Below are 15,614 nucleotides of genomic sequence, written 5' to 3' on the forward strand. Positions count from 1 at the left end.
CCCCGCATCGGAAGGACCCGCAAGCATGAGCGAGACCCAGATCCAGTCCCAGTGGGAGCGCGTCGGCGGGGAGGCGGCCGTCAAGGCCGTGCTCGACCGCTTCTACGAGGGCGTCCTCGACGAGCCGCAGCTGGCCGGCTTCTTCGAGAACGTCGCCGTCGACGACATCAAGCCGCACCTGGCCGAGGTGCTGAAAGTCGTGCTCGGCGGCCCCGGCGCGCGGACCGACATAGACCTGGCCGGCTACCTCACCAACGCGCACTCCGGGCTCGGCGTCTCCGAGTCCGACTACGCGCTGACCGGCAAGGTGCTGGTCGACACCCTGAACGAGTTCGAGGTGCCCGCCGACATCATCGAGACCATCGAGGGCGCCCTGGCCACTGTGCAGCCGTTCGTGGTGGCCGCGTAGTCGTGGTGGATCCGCACCTCCTGCGCACCTCCTGGGCCCGTGTCGCCCAGTACGGGGAGCAGGTGCCGCTGTACTTCTACAGCCACCTGTTCCTGAGCCATCCCGAGGTGCGCCCGATGTTCCCGCCGTCGATGGCGGCGCAGCGGGACCGGCTGGTCGCCGCCCTCGGGGCGGTCGTGGCCAACGTCGACGACCTCGGCGCGGCCGTGCCCTTCCTGCAGGGCCTGGGCCGGGACCACCGCAAGTTCGCGGTGGAGCCCGGCCACTACCCGGCCGTGGGCGCCAGTCTGCTGGCGACTCTGGAGCACTTCCTGGGCCCGGACTGGACGCCGCCGGTGGCCGAGTCGTGGACCGAGGCGTACGGCATCGTCTCCCAGGTGATGATCGACGCCGCGGACGAGGCCCGGCTCACGACGCCCCCGTGGTGGGACGCCGAGATCGTGGCGCACGAGGTGGTCGGCGGACGGCGGGACATCGCCCGCGTCACCATCGCCACCCGGCAGCAGTACCCGTACACGGCCGGGCAGTCCTTCACCCTGGAGACGGCCATGGCGCCGGCGCGCTGGCGGTTCTACACGCCAGCCCACCCGCCGCGCAACGACGGGCTGATCGAGCTGCACGTCAAGCTGGTCGGCGCCGTGTCCTGGCAGCTGGTGAACGTCATGGGCGTGGGCGACCGGCTGCGGCTCGGACCGCCGGTCGGCCACCAGCTCACCCTGGCCTCCACCGCACCCGGCTCGGACCTGCTGCTCATCGGCGGCAGCACCGGCGTCGCCCCGCTGCGCGCGATCGTCGAGGAGCTGGCGGTCACGCCCGACCACGGACGCCGCGTCACGCTCTACTACGGCGCCCGCATCGCCGGCGACCTCTACGACCTGCCCCGGCTGCGCGACCTGGCCGAGCGGAACCAGGGGTGGCTCAACGTCGTCCCGGTGGTGTCCGACGACTACGCCTGGGAGGGCGAGCGCGGCAACGTCGGGGACGTGGCGGCGGCTCGCGGAGCCTGGCCGGGCCATGAAGTGTTCATCGTCGGATCGGCCGGGATGTGCGACCACGCCGCGGCCAGATTGAAGGAAGCGGGAGTGGTCCCGGGGGCCATCCACCTGGAGGAGAGTCAGCCGTGAGCTTGCACGAGTACGACGGGGGCGGCGCCGCGGCCCGGCGGCCGGAGCGGCTGACCGCCGAACAGGTCGACGCCTGGGAGTTCTCCCGCGCCGGAATCACCCATCGTGGCTACGACGAGGAAAGCGTGCTGCGCTTCAAGCGGCGCGTCCTCGCCGAGATGCAGGCCGCCGGACAGGTCGAGGCCGAACTGCGCCAGCGCAACGACGACCTGGCCGCCCAGCTGCGGGCGACGTACACCGGCAAGGAGGGCCCCGCCGGCGCCGGGGCCGCCGGAGCCGCCGCCGCGGCCGCCGCCTTCGCCGCCCCGGAGCAGCGGGTCACCGCGGCCGCGGTGAACGCCATCTCGATGGCCCAGCGCCAGGCCGAGGAACAGATCCGCGCGGCCGAGGAGTACGTCCGCAACGTGACCGAGTACGCGCGGAACCAGTATCAGGTGACGGTCAACGAGGGCCACCGCCAGGGGCTGCTCGCCGCCGAGTCGGCGTTCCAACGCCGCAGCGAGCAGCTGTCCTCGAGCCTGAAGCAGCTGGAGTCACAGCTGGAGTTCCTGAAGGCGTTCGGGGTCGCCTTCGGCGTCCAGGTCGAGGGCGCCCTGGAGAAGGCGCGAGAGGAGGTCCACGGGATGATCGGGAGCATCCACGCGGCCTTCGACGCGCTGACCCGGCCGACCGCCCCGCCGCCCCAGGGGGTGCCGGTCGGCGCACCCGGCACAGCCCTGCCGCGGATGGCCTGAAGCCGTCCCGGCCTGGCACCGGAGCCTGGTTGGCCTACTACCAGGCACCGCGCGCCCAGGCACCGCCCCGAGCCCTCACCTAGGCTGGCGCCCATGACGACACGGGTAGCTTTCCTGGGGCTCGGGGCGATGGGCGCCCCGATGGCGGCGCGACTGATCGGCGCCGGATACGACGTGACGGTGTGGAACCGGACGGCGGCACGGGCCGAACCGCTGGCCGCCCTCGGCGCCACCGTGGCGGGAACGCCGGCCGAGGCGGTCGCCGACGCCGCGTTCGTGGTGACGATGCTGTCCGATCCCTCCGCGGTCACCACGGTGGTCGAGGCGTTCGCCGGCAGCCTGCGCGCGGACGCGGTCCTGGTCGAGATGTCCACGGTCGGCCCGGACGCCACCCGCCGCATCAGGGACCTGATCCCCAGCACCGCGGGCATGGTGGACGCCCCGGTCATGGGCAGCGTCGACCGCGCCGAGAGCGGCGGACTCGCGGTCCTGGCCGGTGGCACGCCGGCCGACCTGGAGCGCGCGGCCGACCTGCTGAAGGTCTTCGGCACCGTCACCGAGTGCGGCGACCTCGGCACCGGCTCGGCCCGCAAACTGGTGCTGATCAACGGCGTCGTGGCCGGGGTCGCCCTGGTCGGCGAGGCACTGGCGCTGGCCGAGCGGCTCGGGCTCGCCGACCCCCGCGCGGCCCTGGAGGCCAGCCCGCTGGCCCCGCTGGTCGGCCGGGCGTTCGCCACCACCGCGGACTTCTCGGTGGAGATGGCCGTCAAGGACCTGCGACTGGGCGGCGGACTGCTGGACCTGCCCATCATGGCGGCGGCCCGGCGGGCGCTGGAGTCGGCCCCGGACCAGAACGCCGACCTCGGTGTCGCAGTGCTCCAGCTCGCCAAGAAGCACTGAACGACGATGACGATCGGGCCGCGCCTCTCCTAGGTGCGGCCCGCCTGCTCAGGCCTTCACGGTCCCGACCGCGAGCAGCGCCCGGGACGGCAACCGCATCGTGCCGTCCTCGTCGCTCATCTCAGCGGCGACCTCCAGATAGTTGCGATGAAACGCAGCCCGCACCTCAGGCTTCTGCGCCATGTACGCGCGCCCCGACCCGGCGACCCCCGAAGCGATCCCGATCCACCAGTCTTCTGCGGTCGTCAGGTGGTCCCAGTCGATGACGCTGGTGGCGACGTCCTCCAGCCCCGACTCACGGAACAGCTCGGCGAGGCCCTCCTCCGTACGCGGGTAGTCGTCACTCTCCTCGATCTTCGGCAGGTCCATCGGCACCCACCCCTCAGTGACACTCCACGCCCGCGGGAAGAGGGTCCGCCCCGCGGTCGGCTCAGCCGGCCACAGCGTGAACGCCACCCGGCCCCCCGGCTTGGCCACCGAGCACAGCGCCGCCATCGCCGCCCGCGGCTTCCCGAAATGGTTGAGCACGAAGTTGCCGACCACCGCGTCGAACGTCCCCGGCTCGAACGGCAGGTCCGGCACCGTCGCCATCTCGAACCGGGCCTCCGGCACCTTGGCCCGCGCCAGATCGAGCATCGTCGGCTCGGCGTCTATGGCGGTGACCTCCGCCCCCCGCGCGACAGCCGCCCGCGCCGCGTTGCCGGTACCGGTGCCGACGTCCAGCAAAGCCGTGCCGGCCGTAACGCCGACGGCGTCGAGCAGGGCCGGGATCGTATGCGCGCACAAGCCGGCGTAGACAGCCTCGTACGCGGTACCGGCATCGGCCCACATGACTCGCTCGACCTCGTCGAACGTCGGTGCATCTTCGTAGCTGGACACGCCGGTAGCCTAGCCGGATGCACGGATGGCAACGGGTCGGTTCGAGGAACGCACGGTTCCAGCAGTGGCAGACACTGTTGACGAACCGCACGAAGCGCCAACGGGCAGGCCGCTTCCTGGTCCAGGGCGTCCGCCCCATCACCCTCGCCGCCGACCAGGGCTGGCCGATCCACGAAATCCTCGTCGACGCCGACCGTCGCCTGTCCCGCTGGGCCGAGGAAATGCTCCGCGTCACCGCCGCTGAGGTGGTAGCCCTGCCGACCGAGCTGATCGCCGAGCTCGGCGAGAAGGAGCAGGAGGCGGCGCCGGAACTGCTGGCGGTGGTGGGGATGCCACCGGACGATCTGGACCGCATCAGCCTTCGCACCGGCGCCCCCTTCCTCGGCGTCGCCTTCGACCGCCCCACCCAACCCGGCAACATCGGCACCCTGATCCGCTCGGCGGACGCCTTCGGCGCGAACGGAGTGATCGTGACCGGCCACGCCGCCGACGTCTACGACCCCCGCGCGGTACGAGCGAGCACCGGCTCGCTGTTCGGGGTCCCGACCGTACGAACCCCGTCCCAGCGCGAGGTCGTGGACTGGCTCGCCGATTCCGGGGTGACGATCGTCGGCACCGACGAGGACGGCGACACGGACATCGAGGACTACGACTTCGGCGCGCCGACGCTGATCGTGGTGGGCAACGAGACGGTCGGGATGAGCACGGGATGGCGCGACGCCTGTGACCGGATCCTGAGCATCCCGATGGGCGGCATCGCGAGCTCGCTGAACGCCGCCAACGCTGCGACGGTGGTGCTGTATGAGGCTGCGCGGCAGCGTCGACGACGTTAGAGAGTCAGAACCATGCGTCACGTGGTGCCTGAACGCACGAGCGTGAAAGGTCGCTACACGCCCGCCGAATACTCCGCCACGATCTCAATCCGCCCGACGATCGCAGCATTGAACGCCTCAAGCTCCTCCGCCGGCACCCACAACTCCAAATGCCCCGCACCACCCGCCACCTGTGTCGGATAACGACGCGCCGTCGCCGTCTCCACCCGGAACCGCGTGACGTACCCCGTCCCGGACGCGGCCACGTTCCAATCCCGCGCGATAGTCGTGGCGTACTCCTCATTCAGCACCGGGTAGAAGATCGGCTGCTCCGCCAGCCTCGGCGGCCACGCCCGGAAACCATCGAGACGCAGCAAGGCAAGCTCACTCGGCCCGATCGGCCGCCACAACGTCGTCGTCCCGTCCTCATTCTCCTGCCGCCCGCGACGAATCTCAGCCAGCAGGCCGGCGACCTGCTCGTCCTCCGGATCCCCGACGAGATCCTCCTCCGCCACGAACACCACCACCGCGCCGTCACCGAGCAAGCGCAGCGCAGCGATGTTCGGATGCTCCACCTCGGTGCAGGCCTCGGCCGGCTCAGCCAGGGCAACGGCATGAGCGATCTGCTCAGCCGTCAGCGCGTACGCCCCGCTCCCAGCCCGATGCCCCACCACGCTGGCCAGCACCACGCCCGGCAGATAGCCCCCGCGCACGTTCGCCCGCACCACAGCACCATCCGGTGTCGACAAGCCCCACGCCGCGGGCCGCTCCCACCCCAGCGCCGCCTCCATGGCGGCCCGAGCCGCGTTGATCGCGTCGATCGTCTCCCAGCGCTCCGTCACGTATTCCACGCTAGGCGACAGACACGCCCCGACCCAATCTCGTCGCCGGAGTGCGCGGCCTGCCGCGTCCACGCCATTAGAGGCGGTAGACCCCCGTCGCGGTTCCCTCGAATATTTCTTCGCGTTCTCCCACCGTGAGGTGCTCCGTCAGTTCCCGCGCGGTCTCCACGACCCGCGCGTAGTCCGCCGCCAGCGTGCTCACCGGCCAGTCGCTGCCGAACATCACGCGACCGGCGCCGAAGGCCTCCAGCACGACCTCGGCGTAGGGACGCAGATCCGCCACGGTCCACCGCTCCAGGTCCGCCTCCGTCACCATCCCCGACAGTTTGCAGCTGACGTTCGGCAACACCGCCAGGGTCCTGATATCCGACGCCCACGGCTCGACCTCGCCGGCCGCGATCCTCGGTTTGCCGGCGTGGTCCAGGACGAAGCGCAGCTCCGGCACCTCCCGTGCCGCCGCGACACACGCCGGGAGCTGGTCCGCGCGCACGATCAGATCGAACGCCAGCCCGGCCGCCGCGAGCCGGCGCAAGCCCTTGAGCGTCGCCGGCTCCGTCAGCCAGGACCCGTCCGGCAGGTCCTGCACCTGATGCCGGATCCCGACCAGCCACCGCCCGCCGACACCCTCCCGCAACGCACTCAGCCGGTCCCCGAAGTCCGGCGCCGCGACGTCCGTCCAGCCGACCACGCCCACGATCAGATCCGATGAATCGGCGATCGCCAGCATCTCCGGCGTCTCCCCCGCGGCATGGATGGTCTGCACCAGGACCGTCCCGGAAACCCCGGCGGCCGCCGCGATCGGCTCCAGTTCACCGAGGGGGAAACTCCGGCGCAACGCGGGCAGGCCGGCAGTCCACGGCTGGTCCCGGACCTCGAGGTCCCACAGGTGGTGATGGGCGTCGATGATGCGCATCTCACCCCTCCGGCAACGTGAAGATGAGCGGCATCGGAGCATCCCCGCCGGCCAGGGAGAAGTCCCGGAAGACGCCGACCCGCTCCTGCCAGGCCTGATCCGCTTCCTGGTCCGCCATGAACGCCCTCAGCGCCTCCCAGTCCTCGCACTCGACGAGGTGGAACAGATCGACGCCGTTGCGCCAGATGGTCCACTCCGTGCAGCCTCCGGCCCGCAGCAGCTCCGGGATGGCGGGCGGGATGTGGTCGTGCGCCTGTTCGTAGCCTGCTATGCCCTCCGGCTTGAGGCGAGTGTGGATCGCGACCCGCATGACGACGCTCCCTTGGATTCATCGGATCTCTGCCGCTCGGCGCGAGTGTAGCCGGTGGGTGCGCCGGGCGGCAGCGGGCCGCGCCGCCGGAATGGGTCGTGGACACGCCGCTCGGCTGCGTGGTCGGGTTGGGCGCGGGTTGCCTGCCGTGGCGGATGTGGTCAACCAGACACCGTAAGAGCACAGGTGAACCTAACTTCGGGGAATACGATCTTCCCACGCGCGGTTGAAGGGTTTGTTCAACTTTCAACTTCAGGAGGGTTCCGTGAGCCAGATGCAGTTCGGCGTCTTCACCGTCGGAGACGTGACGCCCGACCCGACCACCGGTCAGGCGCCGTCCGAGCGTGAGCGCATCAAGGCCATGGTCGCCATCGCCGAGCACGCCGAGCAGGCCGGGCTGGACGTCTTCGCGACCGGGGAGCACCACAATCCGCCGTTCGTCCCGTCCTCGCCGACCACGATGCTCGGCTGGATCGCCGGCCGGACCTCGAAGCTGCTGCTCAGCACCGCCACCACGCTGATCACCACCAACGACCCGGTGAAGATCGCCGAGGACTACGCGATGCTGCAGCACCTGGCCGACGGCCGCGTGGACCTGATCCTGGGCCGCGGCAACACCGGCCCGGTCTACCCGTGGTTCGGCAAGGACATCCGTGACGGCATCGACCTCGCGCTGGAGAACTACGCGCTGCTGCGCCGGCTGTGGGACGAGGACGTCGTCGACTGGAACGGCCGGTTCCGCACCCCGCTGCAGGGCTTCACCGCCACCCCGCGGCCGATGGACGGCGTCGCGCCGTTCGTCTGGCACGGTTCGATCCGCTCCCCGGAGATCGCCGAGCAGGCCGCGTACTACGGCGACGGCTTCTTCCACAACAACATCTTCTGGCCGAAGGAACACACGCAGCGCATGGTGGCGCTGTACCGGAGGCGCTTCGCGCACTACGGCCACGGCACTGAACAGCAGGCGATCGTGGGCCTGGGCGGCCAGGTGTTCATGCGGAGGAACTCGCAGGACGCGGTGCGCGAGTTCCGGCCGTACTTCGACAACGCCCCGGTGTACGGTCACGGCCCGTCGCTGGAGGAGTTCATGACCGAGACCCCGCTCACCGTGGGTACCCCCGAGCAGGTGGTGGAGCGCACCCTGGCGTTCCGCGACTACGTCGGCGACTACCAGCGTCAGCTGTTCCTGCTGGACCACGCCGGGCTGCCGCTGAAGACGGTGCTGGAGCAGATCGACCTGCTCGGCGAGGAGGTCGTACCGGTGCTGCGCAAGGAGTTCGCGATCGGCCGGCCGGCCGACGTGCCGGACGCCCCGACGCACGCCTCGCGGGTCGCGAAGGTCACCGGGGGCGGCGCCGCGGCGAACGACGGGGCGCGGGATGATGAGCGGCTGGCACTGTTCGACACGAAGGAGGCCATCGCACCGTGAGTGCTTACGAGGCGGCGGAGGCCGGCTACCGGGACGAGAGCCTGGAAGTCGGGTCGGGCGGCAGTGCCTGGTTCACCCAGCGGCCGGCTCCGGCCGGTCCGCCTGCCCCGGCCGGTCCGCCGGCGCCGGCGTCCGCACCGGCTCCGCTGCCGACCGCGTCCGCGCTGGGCGGTGACATCGGCGGCCTCGGCGGCCTCGCCCCCGGCGGCGACCTCGGCAACGTCTTCGGGGACCCGGCTTACGACGGCCCCGGGGAGCTGTTCATCGACTCGGTCTTCGGCGACGACCCCGGCATGTCCGCCCTCGACCGCTCGAAGCCGCGCGCCGAGGCCGGCGCCGCCGCCCTGCGCCTGGTGATCGTGAGCGCCGGCCTCGGCCAGCCCTCGACGGCGCGGATCCTGGCCGACCGCCTGGCCGACGCCACGCGGGCCCGGCTGACCGGCCGCCCGGTCGAGGTCGAGGTCCTGGAGCTGCGCGACCTGGCGCTGGACATCGCCGGCGCGATGGTCGCCGGCTTCCCCGGCGCCAAACTGCGCGCCGCGCTGGACGCGGTCGAGGCCGCCGACGGCCTGATCGCCGTCAGCCCGATCTACACCGCCAGCTACAGCGGCCTGTTCAAGTCGTTCTTCGACGTGCTCGACAAGGACGCGCTCACCGGAAAGCCGACCCTGATAGCCGCGACCGGCGGGACCGCGCGCCACTCGCTGGCCCTGGACCACTCGCTGCGCCCGATGTTCGCCTACCTGCGCGCCTTCGTCGTCCCGACCGCGGTGTTCGCCGCGTCCGAAGACTGGGCGTCCTCCGGCGGCGACAGCCTGAACGAGCGGGTCGAGCGGGCCGGCGGCGAGCTGGCGGGCCTGATGGCCGGCGCGCCGGCGACCGCGCGCCGGCCGCGCGACGAGTTCGAGGACGTCATCCCCTTCGAGCAGCGGATGGCCGCGCTCCGGGCCGGGATCTGACCCGGCCGGCTACCGGAGCCGGGCCTTGCCGTCCAGCTCCGGCCAGGTGAACACCGCCGACCCCCACGCCAGCCCGGCCCCGATCGACGTCACCAGCACCCGCTGTCCGGCACCGAGCAGCCCGCCGTCGTGCGCGTCGGCCAGGGCCAGCGGGATCGAGGCCGCGACGGTGTTGCCGACGTGCTCGATGTTGGCCGTCACCCGGTCCCCGGCGATCCCCAGCTCCTCCGCCACCGCGCGGATGATCCGGATGTTGGCCTGGTGCGGGACGAAGCGGTCGACCGCCGCGGCACCCCACCCGGCCCGCGCCAGCACCCGGCGGGAGGAGCCGGTCATCTCCCGCACCGCGCGCTGGAACACCGCCGGGCCGTCCATCACCAGGTAGGGCCGCCGGTTGGCGACCGGCAGGCCGAGCCGGTCGCGGGCGCCGCCGCCGGGCACCTCGACCGTGGCCACCTGGGTGCCGTCGCTGCCGAGGTCGAAAGACCGCAGCGCGCCGGCCTCGTCCGGGGAGCCGGCGCGCAGCACCACGGCCCCGGCGCCGTCACCGAAGATCGACGCGGTCAGCCGGTCGTCCGGGTCCACCAGGGTGGTGAAGACGTCCGCGCCGATCACCAGCACCCGGTCCGCCATATGGCCGCGGATCAGGGCGTTGCCGGTCGCCAGTGCGTGCACGAACCCGGCGCAGACCGCGTTGACGTCGAACGCTGCGATACCGGTGTACCCGAGGCGGGCCGCCACCTCCGGCGCGGAGGCCGGGCACAGCCGGTCCGGGGTGGACGTGGCCAGGACGACGGCGTCCAGGGCGCCGTAGCCGGCCATCTCCAGGGCCCGGCCCCCGGCCTCGGTCGCCAGGTCGACGGTCGAGACGCCGGCGGCGACGTGCCGCGCCGCGATGCCGAGCCGGTCGCGGATCCACGCGTCCGACGTGTCCAGCCGGGCGGCCAGTTCGATGTTGGGGACGCGGCGCGGGGGCACAGCCCCGCCCACGCCTTGGACGACGGCCGCGCGAGGGTTCACACGCTGGATTCTCCGGGGTCCGCAGAGGACTCACATAGGACTTTCGCTGAGAATTCACCCGTAAGGTGTAGTTACGGCTTGTTTCCGCCAGCTCCGCCATCCCATGGTGCTGATCATGGATTCCCCTTGGCACTACTCCGCGTTCCTGGCCCCGGACGGCCCCGGCGCGGAGTCCGGGCGGCTGCCGGAGATCAGGAGGCTGCGCGCCCGCATCCTGTTCGACCAGGGCCGCCGCCCGGCCTTCCGCGAGCACGACGAGCAGGTGCAGGACCTGGGCGCCTGGCACTTCACCGCGCGCCGGGCCGGCGACGGCGTCCACGGCCCGCCGCTGGGCTATGTCCGGCTCCTGACACCCGCGACCGCGGCCCGCTACCAGTCGCGGGAGTTCCTCGGCGGCCCCCACTACGACGAGGTCCTGCGCAGCGAGGGCCTGACCGACCGGACCGTCTTCGAGCACAGCCGCCTGGTCGTCGAGCACCGCGCCCGCAAGCTGGGCCTCGGACTGCACCTGAACGCCCTGGCCGTGGCCGCGGCCCACGAGCTCGGCGCGGCCGCCATGATCGGCACCTCCGGCACCGCCGACGGACAGGACCGGTTCCACGCCCGCTTCGGCTTCCACCCGGTCCCCGGCACCCGGCGCTACGTCGAGAAGTACACCGAGGACGTGGTCATCCTGCTGCACCGCGCCGCCGACGGCGCCGGGGAGTACACCGCCCTGGTGGACGACTACCGGCTGGTGTTCCGGGAGCTGATGGCGGAGGCCGAGGAGAGTGTGCGGGCCCTCTCGGCCGTCCAGCTCGCCCAGCCTGTCCCCGCTGCCCCCGCTGCCACCACCGCCACCGCTGCCATCACGGTCGCCGCGCGCGCCCCTCTCGCCCCGCTCGGTCCCGTGGGCCCGCCCGGCACGACCGGCCCCGGTGATCCGGTCCGTCCGGCCCCTTCGCTCGGCCACGTCAGCGCGGCCCGCCTCGCCGGCTCGGCATCAGAGCCCGCATTCACCCTCCCGCAGCGCCGCACGCCGGCCGCCGCCCCGCCCCGGCACCTCACCGCGATCGGCCCGGCCGACCCGCACCGCTGGAAGCCGGTCCTGTTCCGGCCGGACCGGCACGACGACCGGGTCGCGCTCGCCGCGCTGCTCAACACCGGGGCCGTCCGCGAGGTCGCGGACACCATCGAGGGCCAGCTGGAGGAGCTGATCCGGGCCCGGGAGCCCGGCCGCGCCCCGGACGCCGACGCCCTCGCCGAGGCCCGCCGCGACCAGCTGCAGGGCGCCCAGCCCTGGGACTACGGCAGCTGGGCCTGGTACCCGTGGTCCGGGCGCCTGGTCCACGTGCTGCCGCGCGAGGAGTACCGGCTGGTCCGCACCGACCGCAACCGCGGCAAGATCGACCGCCCCGACCAGCGGCGGCTGCTGGGCAAGCGGGTCGGCGTCATCGGCCTGTCGGTGGGCAACAGCGCCGCGGTCACCCTGGCCCAGGAGGGCGTGGCCGGGGCCTTCAAACTCGCCGATTTCGACTGCCTCAGCGTCTCCAACCTCAATCGGCTGCGCGCCGGGCTGCACCAGATCGGCGTGAACAAGGCGGTGCTGGCCGCCCGGCAGATGTTCGAGATCGATCCCTACCTGGACATCGAGATCTTCCCGGCCGGGCTCACCGAGGAGAACATCAAGGAGTTCTTCCTCGGCGGGCACGGGCCGATCGACCTGCTGGTCGAGGAATGCGACACCCCGTGGGTGAAGCTCGCCGCCCGCGAGGCCGCGCGCGACCTGGGGGTACCGGTGGTCATGGACGCCAACGACCGCGGGCTGCTGGACGTCGAGCGCTTCGACCACGAGCCGCGCCGGCCGCTGCTGCACGGCCGGCTCGGGCCGCTGACCGCCGAGGACTGCCGCGACCTGAGCCCGGCCGAGCGGGTCCGGCTGGTGCTGGACATGGTCGACCCCGACCGGATCTCGCCCGCCCTGTCCGCGAGCTTCCCGGAGATCGGCCGGACCCTGAGCAGCTGGCCGCAGCTGGCCTCCGGCGTCGCCCTGGGCGGCGCGCTGGTGACCGAGGCCGCCCGGCGGATCCTGCTGGGCGGCCCCTGCGGCTCCGGCCGGTTCTACGTCGACCTGGAGGAGCTGATCGCGCCGGATCGTGATGTGGCCGGCGCCGGGGTGGCCGGTGCCGGGACGGCCGACGTGGCCGGCGCCGGTCAGGCCGGCGCGGCCAGCCTGCCGAGCGCCCCGTAGAACCAGACGTGCTCCGCGCCCTCGGCGTCCTCGGGCCGGTCCGGCCGCCAGGCCGGCAGGTTCACGATGCCCGGCTCCAGGATCTCGAAGCCCTCGAAGAACCCTGCGATCTGGTCCCGGGTGCGCGGAGACGGGTTCTTCATCACCGCCTGGTACTGGCTCTGCACGTTCCGGACGATGTCGCCGGTGGCGCCGTCGATGGTCGCGTGGGTGAGCGCCAGATAGCTGCCCGGCGCCAGCGTCCGCCGGTAGGCCGCCAGCACCCCCGCCGGGTCGTCCTTGTCGTCCACGAAGTGCCAGGCGGCCAGCGCGGTGATCCCGACCGGCTGGTCGAAGTCGATCAGGCTCTTGACGGTCGGGTCGCCCAGCACCCGCTCGGCGTCGATCATGTCGGCCTGCACCGCGCCGGCGTTGGCGCCGTCCCGGAGGATGTAGTTGCTGTGGCTGACGGCCGGCGGGTCGTTGTCGATGTAGACCACCTTCGCCGCCGGGTCCACCGCGTGCGCGAGTTCGTGCACGTAGCCCTGCGTCGGGATCCCGCTGCCGAGGTCCAGGAACTGGCGGACGCCGTCGGCGAGCATCACCCTCATCGCCCGGGCCAGCCACAGCCGGTTCTGCTGGAGGATCATGCGGCCGTTGGGCTCGATGGCCAGCAGCCGCCGTCCGAAGTCCCGGTCGGGGGCGAAGTTGTGCTTGCCGCCGAGCAGGAAGTCGTAGAGGCGCGCCACGCTGAACACGTCGGTGTCGATGTTCGACGGCAGGTCGTCGAACAGGGCGTCGGCGTCGTTCCCGGGCGCTCCGGTCTGGTCGGTCATCGTGTCGTGCTCCTCGGGGAAGAAAGGTGTGCACTGGTCCGGCAGCGGTCCGGCCCGCTCAGGCCTCCCGGTCCGCACCGGGGGCGGCGCCCCCGAGGTCGGCCGCTCCGCGCTGCCGTCGGTAGCGGTCCATGCGGACGTCCAGGGCCTGCACGACCGGCTCGCTCGCGTACGGCGCGAGCTGCTCGCGGGCCCGGGCCATCTCGGTGCCCAGGCGCTGCGACCCGGCCAGCGTGGCCATCCGCGCCGCCTCGGCCAGCGCCTGGCAGGCCGCCGGCACGTCGCCGAACTGCACCTGGGCCTGCGCCCGGCGGGCCAGGGCCATCGCGTTGTTGTGCAGGTACGCCGGGTTGAAGCGCTGCTGCGCCAGCACCCCGGCGTCGGCGGCTTCCACCGGGTGCCCGAGAAGGAGGTGGCATTCACTCTCCCGGGCCCAGTAGAAAGCCGGACCGTAGAAGCCCCAGCGCTCGGCGGCGGGCTCGGCCCAGTCGATGCGCTGCATCTGCTTGCGCTCCCGCTCCAGCGCGGCCAGGCTGCGGGCGCCCTGGCCGGCCGAGGCGTAGACGCGGGCGGTCATGTCGGCGGTGTAGGCCCGGGCGTGGCGGCTGGCGCTGCGCCGGGCCGCCTCCTCGGCGGCCTGGGCGTGGTCGATGGCGGACTGGTGGTCGCCGCCGGACATGCTCAGGTGCGCCTGGGCGGCCAGGACGTTCGCGGCCAGCTCGTAGTCGTCGGCCTGGTAGGCGGCCTTGCGGGCGTCCTCGTAGTAGAAGTGCGCCAGCTCGTCCTGCCCCATGTTGAACATCATCCAGCCGAGCAGGTGCGCCAGGTCGCCGTACACGACCCAGGCCCGGCCGATGAGCCCCGCGGGGGCGTCCTTCACCACGGACTCCATCATGGCGCGCATCGCGAGCCCTGTCTGCACTGTCGCGGACGGTCCCAGGGCGGCGTTCTGCTGGCGCAGGCCGCCGACGATCAGTCCGGTGTTGTCCACCATGCCCTCGTCGACGCGGCCGGCCGGGGACGGGACCGCCTTGTCCGCGGCCAGCGGCGCGGCCGCGGCCACCGCGAACAGGCTGCTGAGGTTCAGCAGCGCCGAGCGGCGGGACAGGCTGTTGCCGCCGTCCGGCAGCGTCATCAAGGAGCTGATCTCAGGGACCGATGACACACTGGACAGCAGGTCGTCCGCGTCGCCCGGACCGCCCGAGACACCCGGACCGCCCGAAACACCCGGACCGGCGCCGAACGGGCTGCCCGCACCGGGCGCCGCCAACGGGATCAGCGCGGGCATCAGCGGGTAGGGCTGCACATCGGGGCGTTGCGGTGGCACGATGGAACCGCCACCCGGCGCGGGTTCCCGCACCTGACTCAGCGCCGGGCGCCTCTTGGCGCCGTAGTCGTGCAGGTCGGACAACAGGTCCGCCACGCTGCACTCGTAGAGCTGCGCCATCCGGTCCAGGACTTCCAACGACGGCGCGTAGCCGGTGGAGCTGGGCCAGGCCTCCCAGTAGGAGAAGTTCTTGAACGTCTTGGGATCATCCGGCCAGCGCCGGTTCCACCGCTCGGCGGCCTCCGGCTGCGTCCAGCCGTGCGCCTGCCGCAGCGCCACCCGCGCGTTGACGTGGAATCGGCGCTGGAACTCCCGGCCGATGTCGGCCCAGGAGTGGTCGGCGGCCCGCAGCTGGTCGGCGAGCTGGGCCTGGATCTGCTTCAGGCTCCGAGGTTTCCTGCTCATGGTTCGGCATCCCTGGCTCGGCGGCCGACCCCCGCGCCGACCGGACCGTCACTCCCCCGTGCCCTTCGACTGTGCCGTGCGGCGGGGGCGGGGGCGGGATCGGCTCCGGTTCCTCCCCGGCGCGCCGGGAGAAACCGTCGCATCCCGCATTGTGACAGCGCGAAGCATGATGATGTGGGTCAGTCAGCGAATCCGAAGCGGACTTCAGGAGGACTCGCCGTGTTGACGACACCGCAGTCGGAGAACTGGGCCGTCGAGTTCATCCGGGCCGACGGGGATGAACGGTCGGTCCAGGACGGCTTCGCGACCCGCGGCGACGCGGAGTACTTCGGCCAGTGCACCTGGGCCGGCCCCGGGGGGCGGGGTATCGAGCAGGTGCACGTGCGGCAGCTGCCGCACGGGCCGTGGCAGGCGGTGGCACCGGCTTCGGTGTGCGGGGGCATCCGCTTGTAACCGCACGTTGTCTCGAGGGGGCATCGGGCCCGTCCGCGCCGCCGCCCGCCACA

General features: G+C 72.4%; 16 protein-coding genes. 9 read left to right on the top strand and 7 right to left on the bottom strand.

Going from position 1 to position 15,614, the window contains the following annotated elements:
* The first annotated feature begins 25 nt into the window (after positions 1 to 25).
* From ABD466_RS00060 to ABD466_RS00075, 4 genes are all read left to right on the top strand, one after another.
* Positions 26 to 409, top strand: coding sequence for a group I truncated hemoglobin (locus ABD466_RS00060; protein WP_344654775.1), 384 nt, complete (start codon positions 26 to 28; stop codon positions 407 to 409).
* A gap of 5 nt (positions 410 to 414) precedes the next feature.
* Positions 415 to 1,533, top strand: a complete 1,119-nt coding sequence (locus ABD466_RS00065) for a globin domain-containing protein (protein WP_344654776.1) — start codon at positions 415 to 417, stop codon at positions 1,531 to 1,533.
* Positions 1,530 to 2,267, top strand: coding sequence for a hypothetical protein (locus ABD466_RS00070; RefSeq protein WP_344654777.1), 738 nt, complete (start codon positions 1,530 to 1,532; stop codon positions 2,265 to 2,267). The genes ABD466_RS00065 and ABD466_RS00070 overlap by 4 nt, the downstream gene beginning before the upstream one ends.
* Positions 2,268 to 2,360: 93 nt before the next feature.
* Entirely contained in the window at positions 2,361 to 3,167 is an 807-nt protein-coding gene (locus tag ABD466_RS00075; protein WP_344654778.1) for an NAD(P)-dependent oxidoreductase, read from the top strand.
* 48 nt (positions 3,168 to 3,215) lie between these two features.
* On the opposite strand, the gene ABD466_RS00080 is transcribed toward ABD466_RS00075, so the two are convergent.
* On the bottom strand, positions 3,216 to 4,046 hold the full coding sequence (locus ABD466_RS00080) for a class I SAM-dependent methyltransferase (protein ID WP_344654779.1): 831 nt from the start codon (positions 4,044 to 4,046) through the stop codon (positions 3,216 to 3,218).
* Between the two features lie 17 nt (positions 4,047 to 4,063).
* On the opposite strand from ABD466_RS00080, the gene ABD466_RS00085 reads away from it, so the two are divergent.
* The gene (locus tag ABD466_RS00085; RefSeq protein ID WP_344654780.1) at positions 4,064 to 4,879 is read left to right on the top strand and encodes a TrmH family RNA methyltransferase; all 816 of its coding nucleotides are present in this window, start codon (positions 4,064 to 4,066) and stop codon (positions 4,877 to 4,879) included.
* A gap of 53 nt (positions 4,880 to 4,932) precedes the next feature.
* On the opposite strand, the gene ABD466_RS00090 is transcribed toward ABD466_RS00085, so the two are convergent.
* The 3 genes from ABD466_RS00090 to ABD466_RS00100 all read right to left on the bottom strand — a co-directional run bounded on the left by ABD466_RS00090 (position 4,933) and on the right by ABD466_RS00100 (position 6,923).
* Complete coding sequence (locus ABD466_RS00090; protein ID WP_344655152.1) at positions 4,933 to 5,310, bottom strand: ADP-ribosylation/crystallin J1; 378 nt, start codon at positions 5,308 to 5,310, stop codon at positions 4,933 to 4,935.
* 466 nt (positions 5,311 to 5,776) lie between these two features.
* Complete coding sequence (locus ABD466_RS00095; protein ID WP_344654781.1) at positions 5,777 to 6,613, bottom strand: amidohydrolase family protein; 837 nt, start codon at positions 6,611 to 6,613, stop codon at positions 5,777 to 5,779.
* A 1-nt stretch (position 6,614) separates the two neighbouring features.
* Positions 6,615 to 6,923 (bottom strand): L-rhamnose mutarotase, encoded by a 309-nt coding sequence (locus ABD466_RS00100; protein WP_344654782.1) that lies wholly within the window; start codon positions 6,921 to 6,923, stop codon positions 6,615 to 6,617.
* A gap of 274 nt (positions 6,924 to 7,197) precedes the next feature.
* Here ABD466_RS00100 and ABD466_RS00105 point away from each other — a divergent pair, with 274 nt between their 5' ends.
* Positions 7,198 to 8,352: an LLM class flavin-dependent oxidoreductase gene (locus ABD466_RS00105; protein WP_344655153.1), complete on the top strand. Its 1,155-nt coding sequence runs from the start codon at positions 7,198 to 7,200 to the stop codon at positions 8,350 to 8,352.
* A gap of 293 nt (positions 8,353 to 8,645) precedes the next feature.
* Positions 8,646 to 9,311, top strand: a complete 666-nt coding sequence (locus tag ABD466_RS00110) for an FMN reductase (protein ID WP_344655154.1) — start codon at positions 8,646 to 8,648, stop codon at positions 9,309 to 9,311.
* 9 nt (positions 9,312 to 9,320) lie between these two features.
* Here the strand turns inward: ABD466_RS00110 and ABD466_RS00115 are convergent, their stop codons facing one another.
* The gene (locus ABD466_RS00115) at positions 9,321 to 10,331 is read right to left on the bottom strand and encodes a beta-ketoacyl-ACP synthase III (protein ID WP_344654783.1); all 1,011 of its coding nucleotides are present in this window, start codon (positions 10,329 to 10,331) and stop codon (positions 9,321 to 9,323) included.
* A 115-nt stretch (positions 10,332 to 10,446) separates the two neighbouring features.
* Between ABD466_RS00115 and ABD466_RS00120 the strand changes: the two genes are divergently transcribed.
* Positions 10,447 to 12,561 carry a ThiF family adenylyltransferase gene (locus tag ABD466_RS00120; RefSeq protein ID WP_344654784.1) on the top strand — a complete coding sequence of 705 codons (2,115 nt, stop codon included), beginning with the start codon at positions 10,447 to 10,449 and terminating at the stop codon, positions 12,559 to 12,561.
* Here ABD466_RS00120 and ABD466_RS00125 read toward each other — a convergent pair.
* Positions 12,525 to 13,376, bottom strand: coding sequence for an SAM-dependent methyltransferase (locus ABD466_RS00125; RefSeq protein WP_344654785.1), 852 nt, complete (start codon positions 13,374 to 13,376; stop codon positions 12,525 to 12,527). The genes ABD466_RS00120 and ABD466_RS00125 overlap by 37 nt on opposite strands.
* A 58-nt stretch (positions 13,377 to 13,434) precedes the next feature.
* A complete protein-coding gene (locus tag ABD466_RS00130) occupies positions 13,435 to 15,108 on the bottom strand; it encodes an NsdA family TPR-like regulatory protein (protein WP_344654786.1) in 1,674 nt (557 codons plus the stop codon).
* A 219-nt stretch (positions 15,109 to 15,327) separates the two neighbouring features.
* Here ABD466_RS00130 and ABD466_RS00135 point away from each other — a divergent pair, with 219 nt between their 5' ends.
* Positions 15,328 to 15,561 (top strand): hypothetical protein, encoded by a 234-nt coding sequence (locus tag ABD466_RS00135; protein ID WP_344654787.1) that lies wholly within the window; start codon positions 15,328 to 15,330, stop codon positions 15,559 to 15,561.
* Positions 15,562 to 15,614: the final 53 nt, after the last annotated feature.

The sequence above is a fragment of the Catenulispora subtropica genome (assembly GCF_039531675.1).
Classification (GTDB): domain Bacteria; phylum Actinomycetota; class Actinomycetes; order Streptomycetales; family Catenulisporaceae; genus Catenulispora; species Catenulispora subtropica.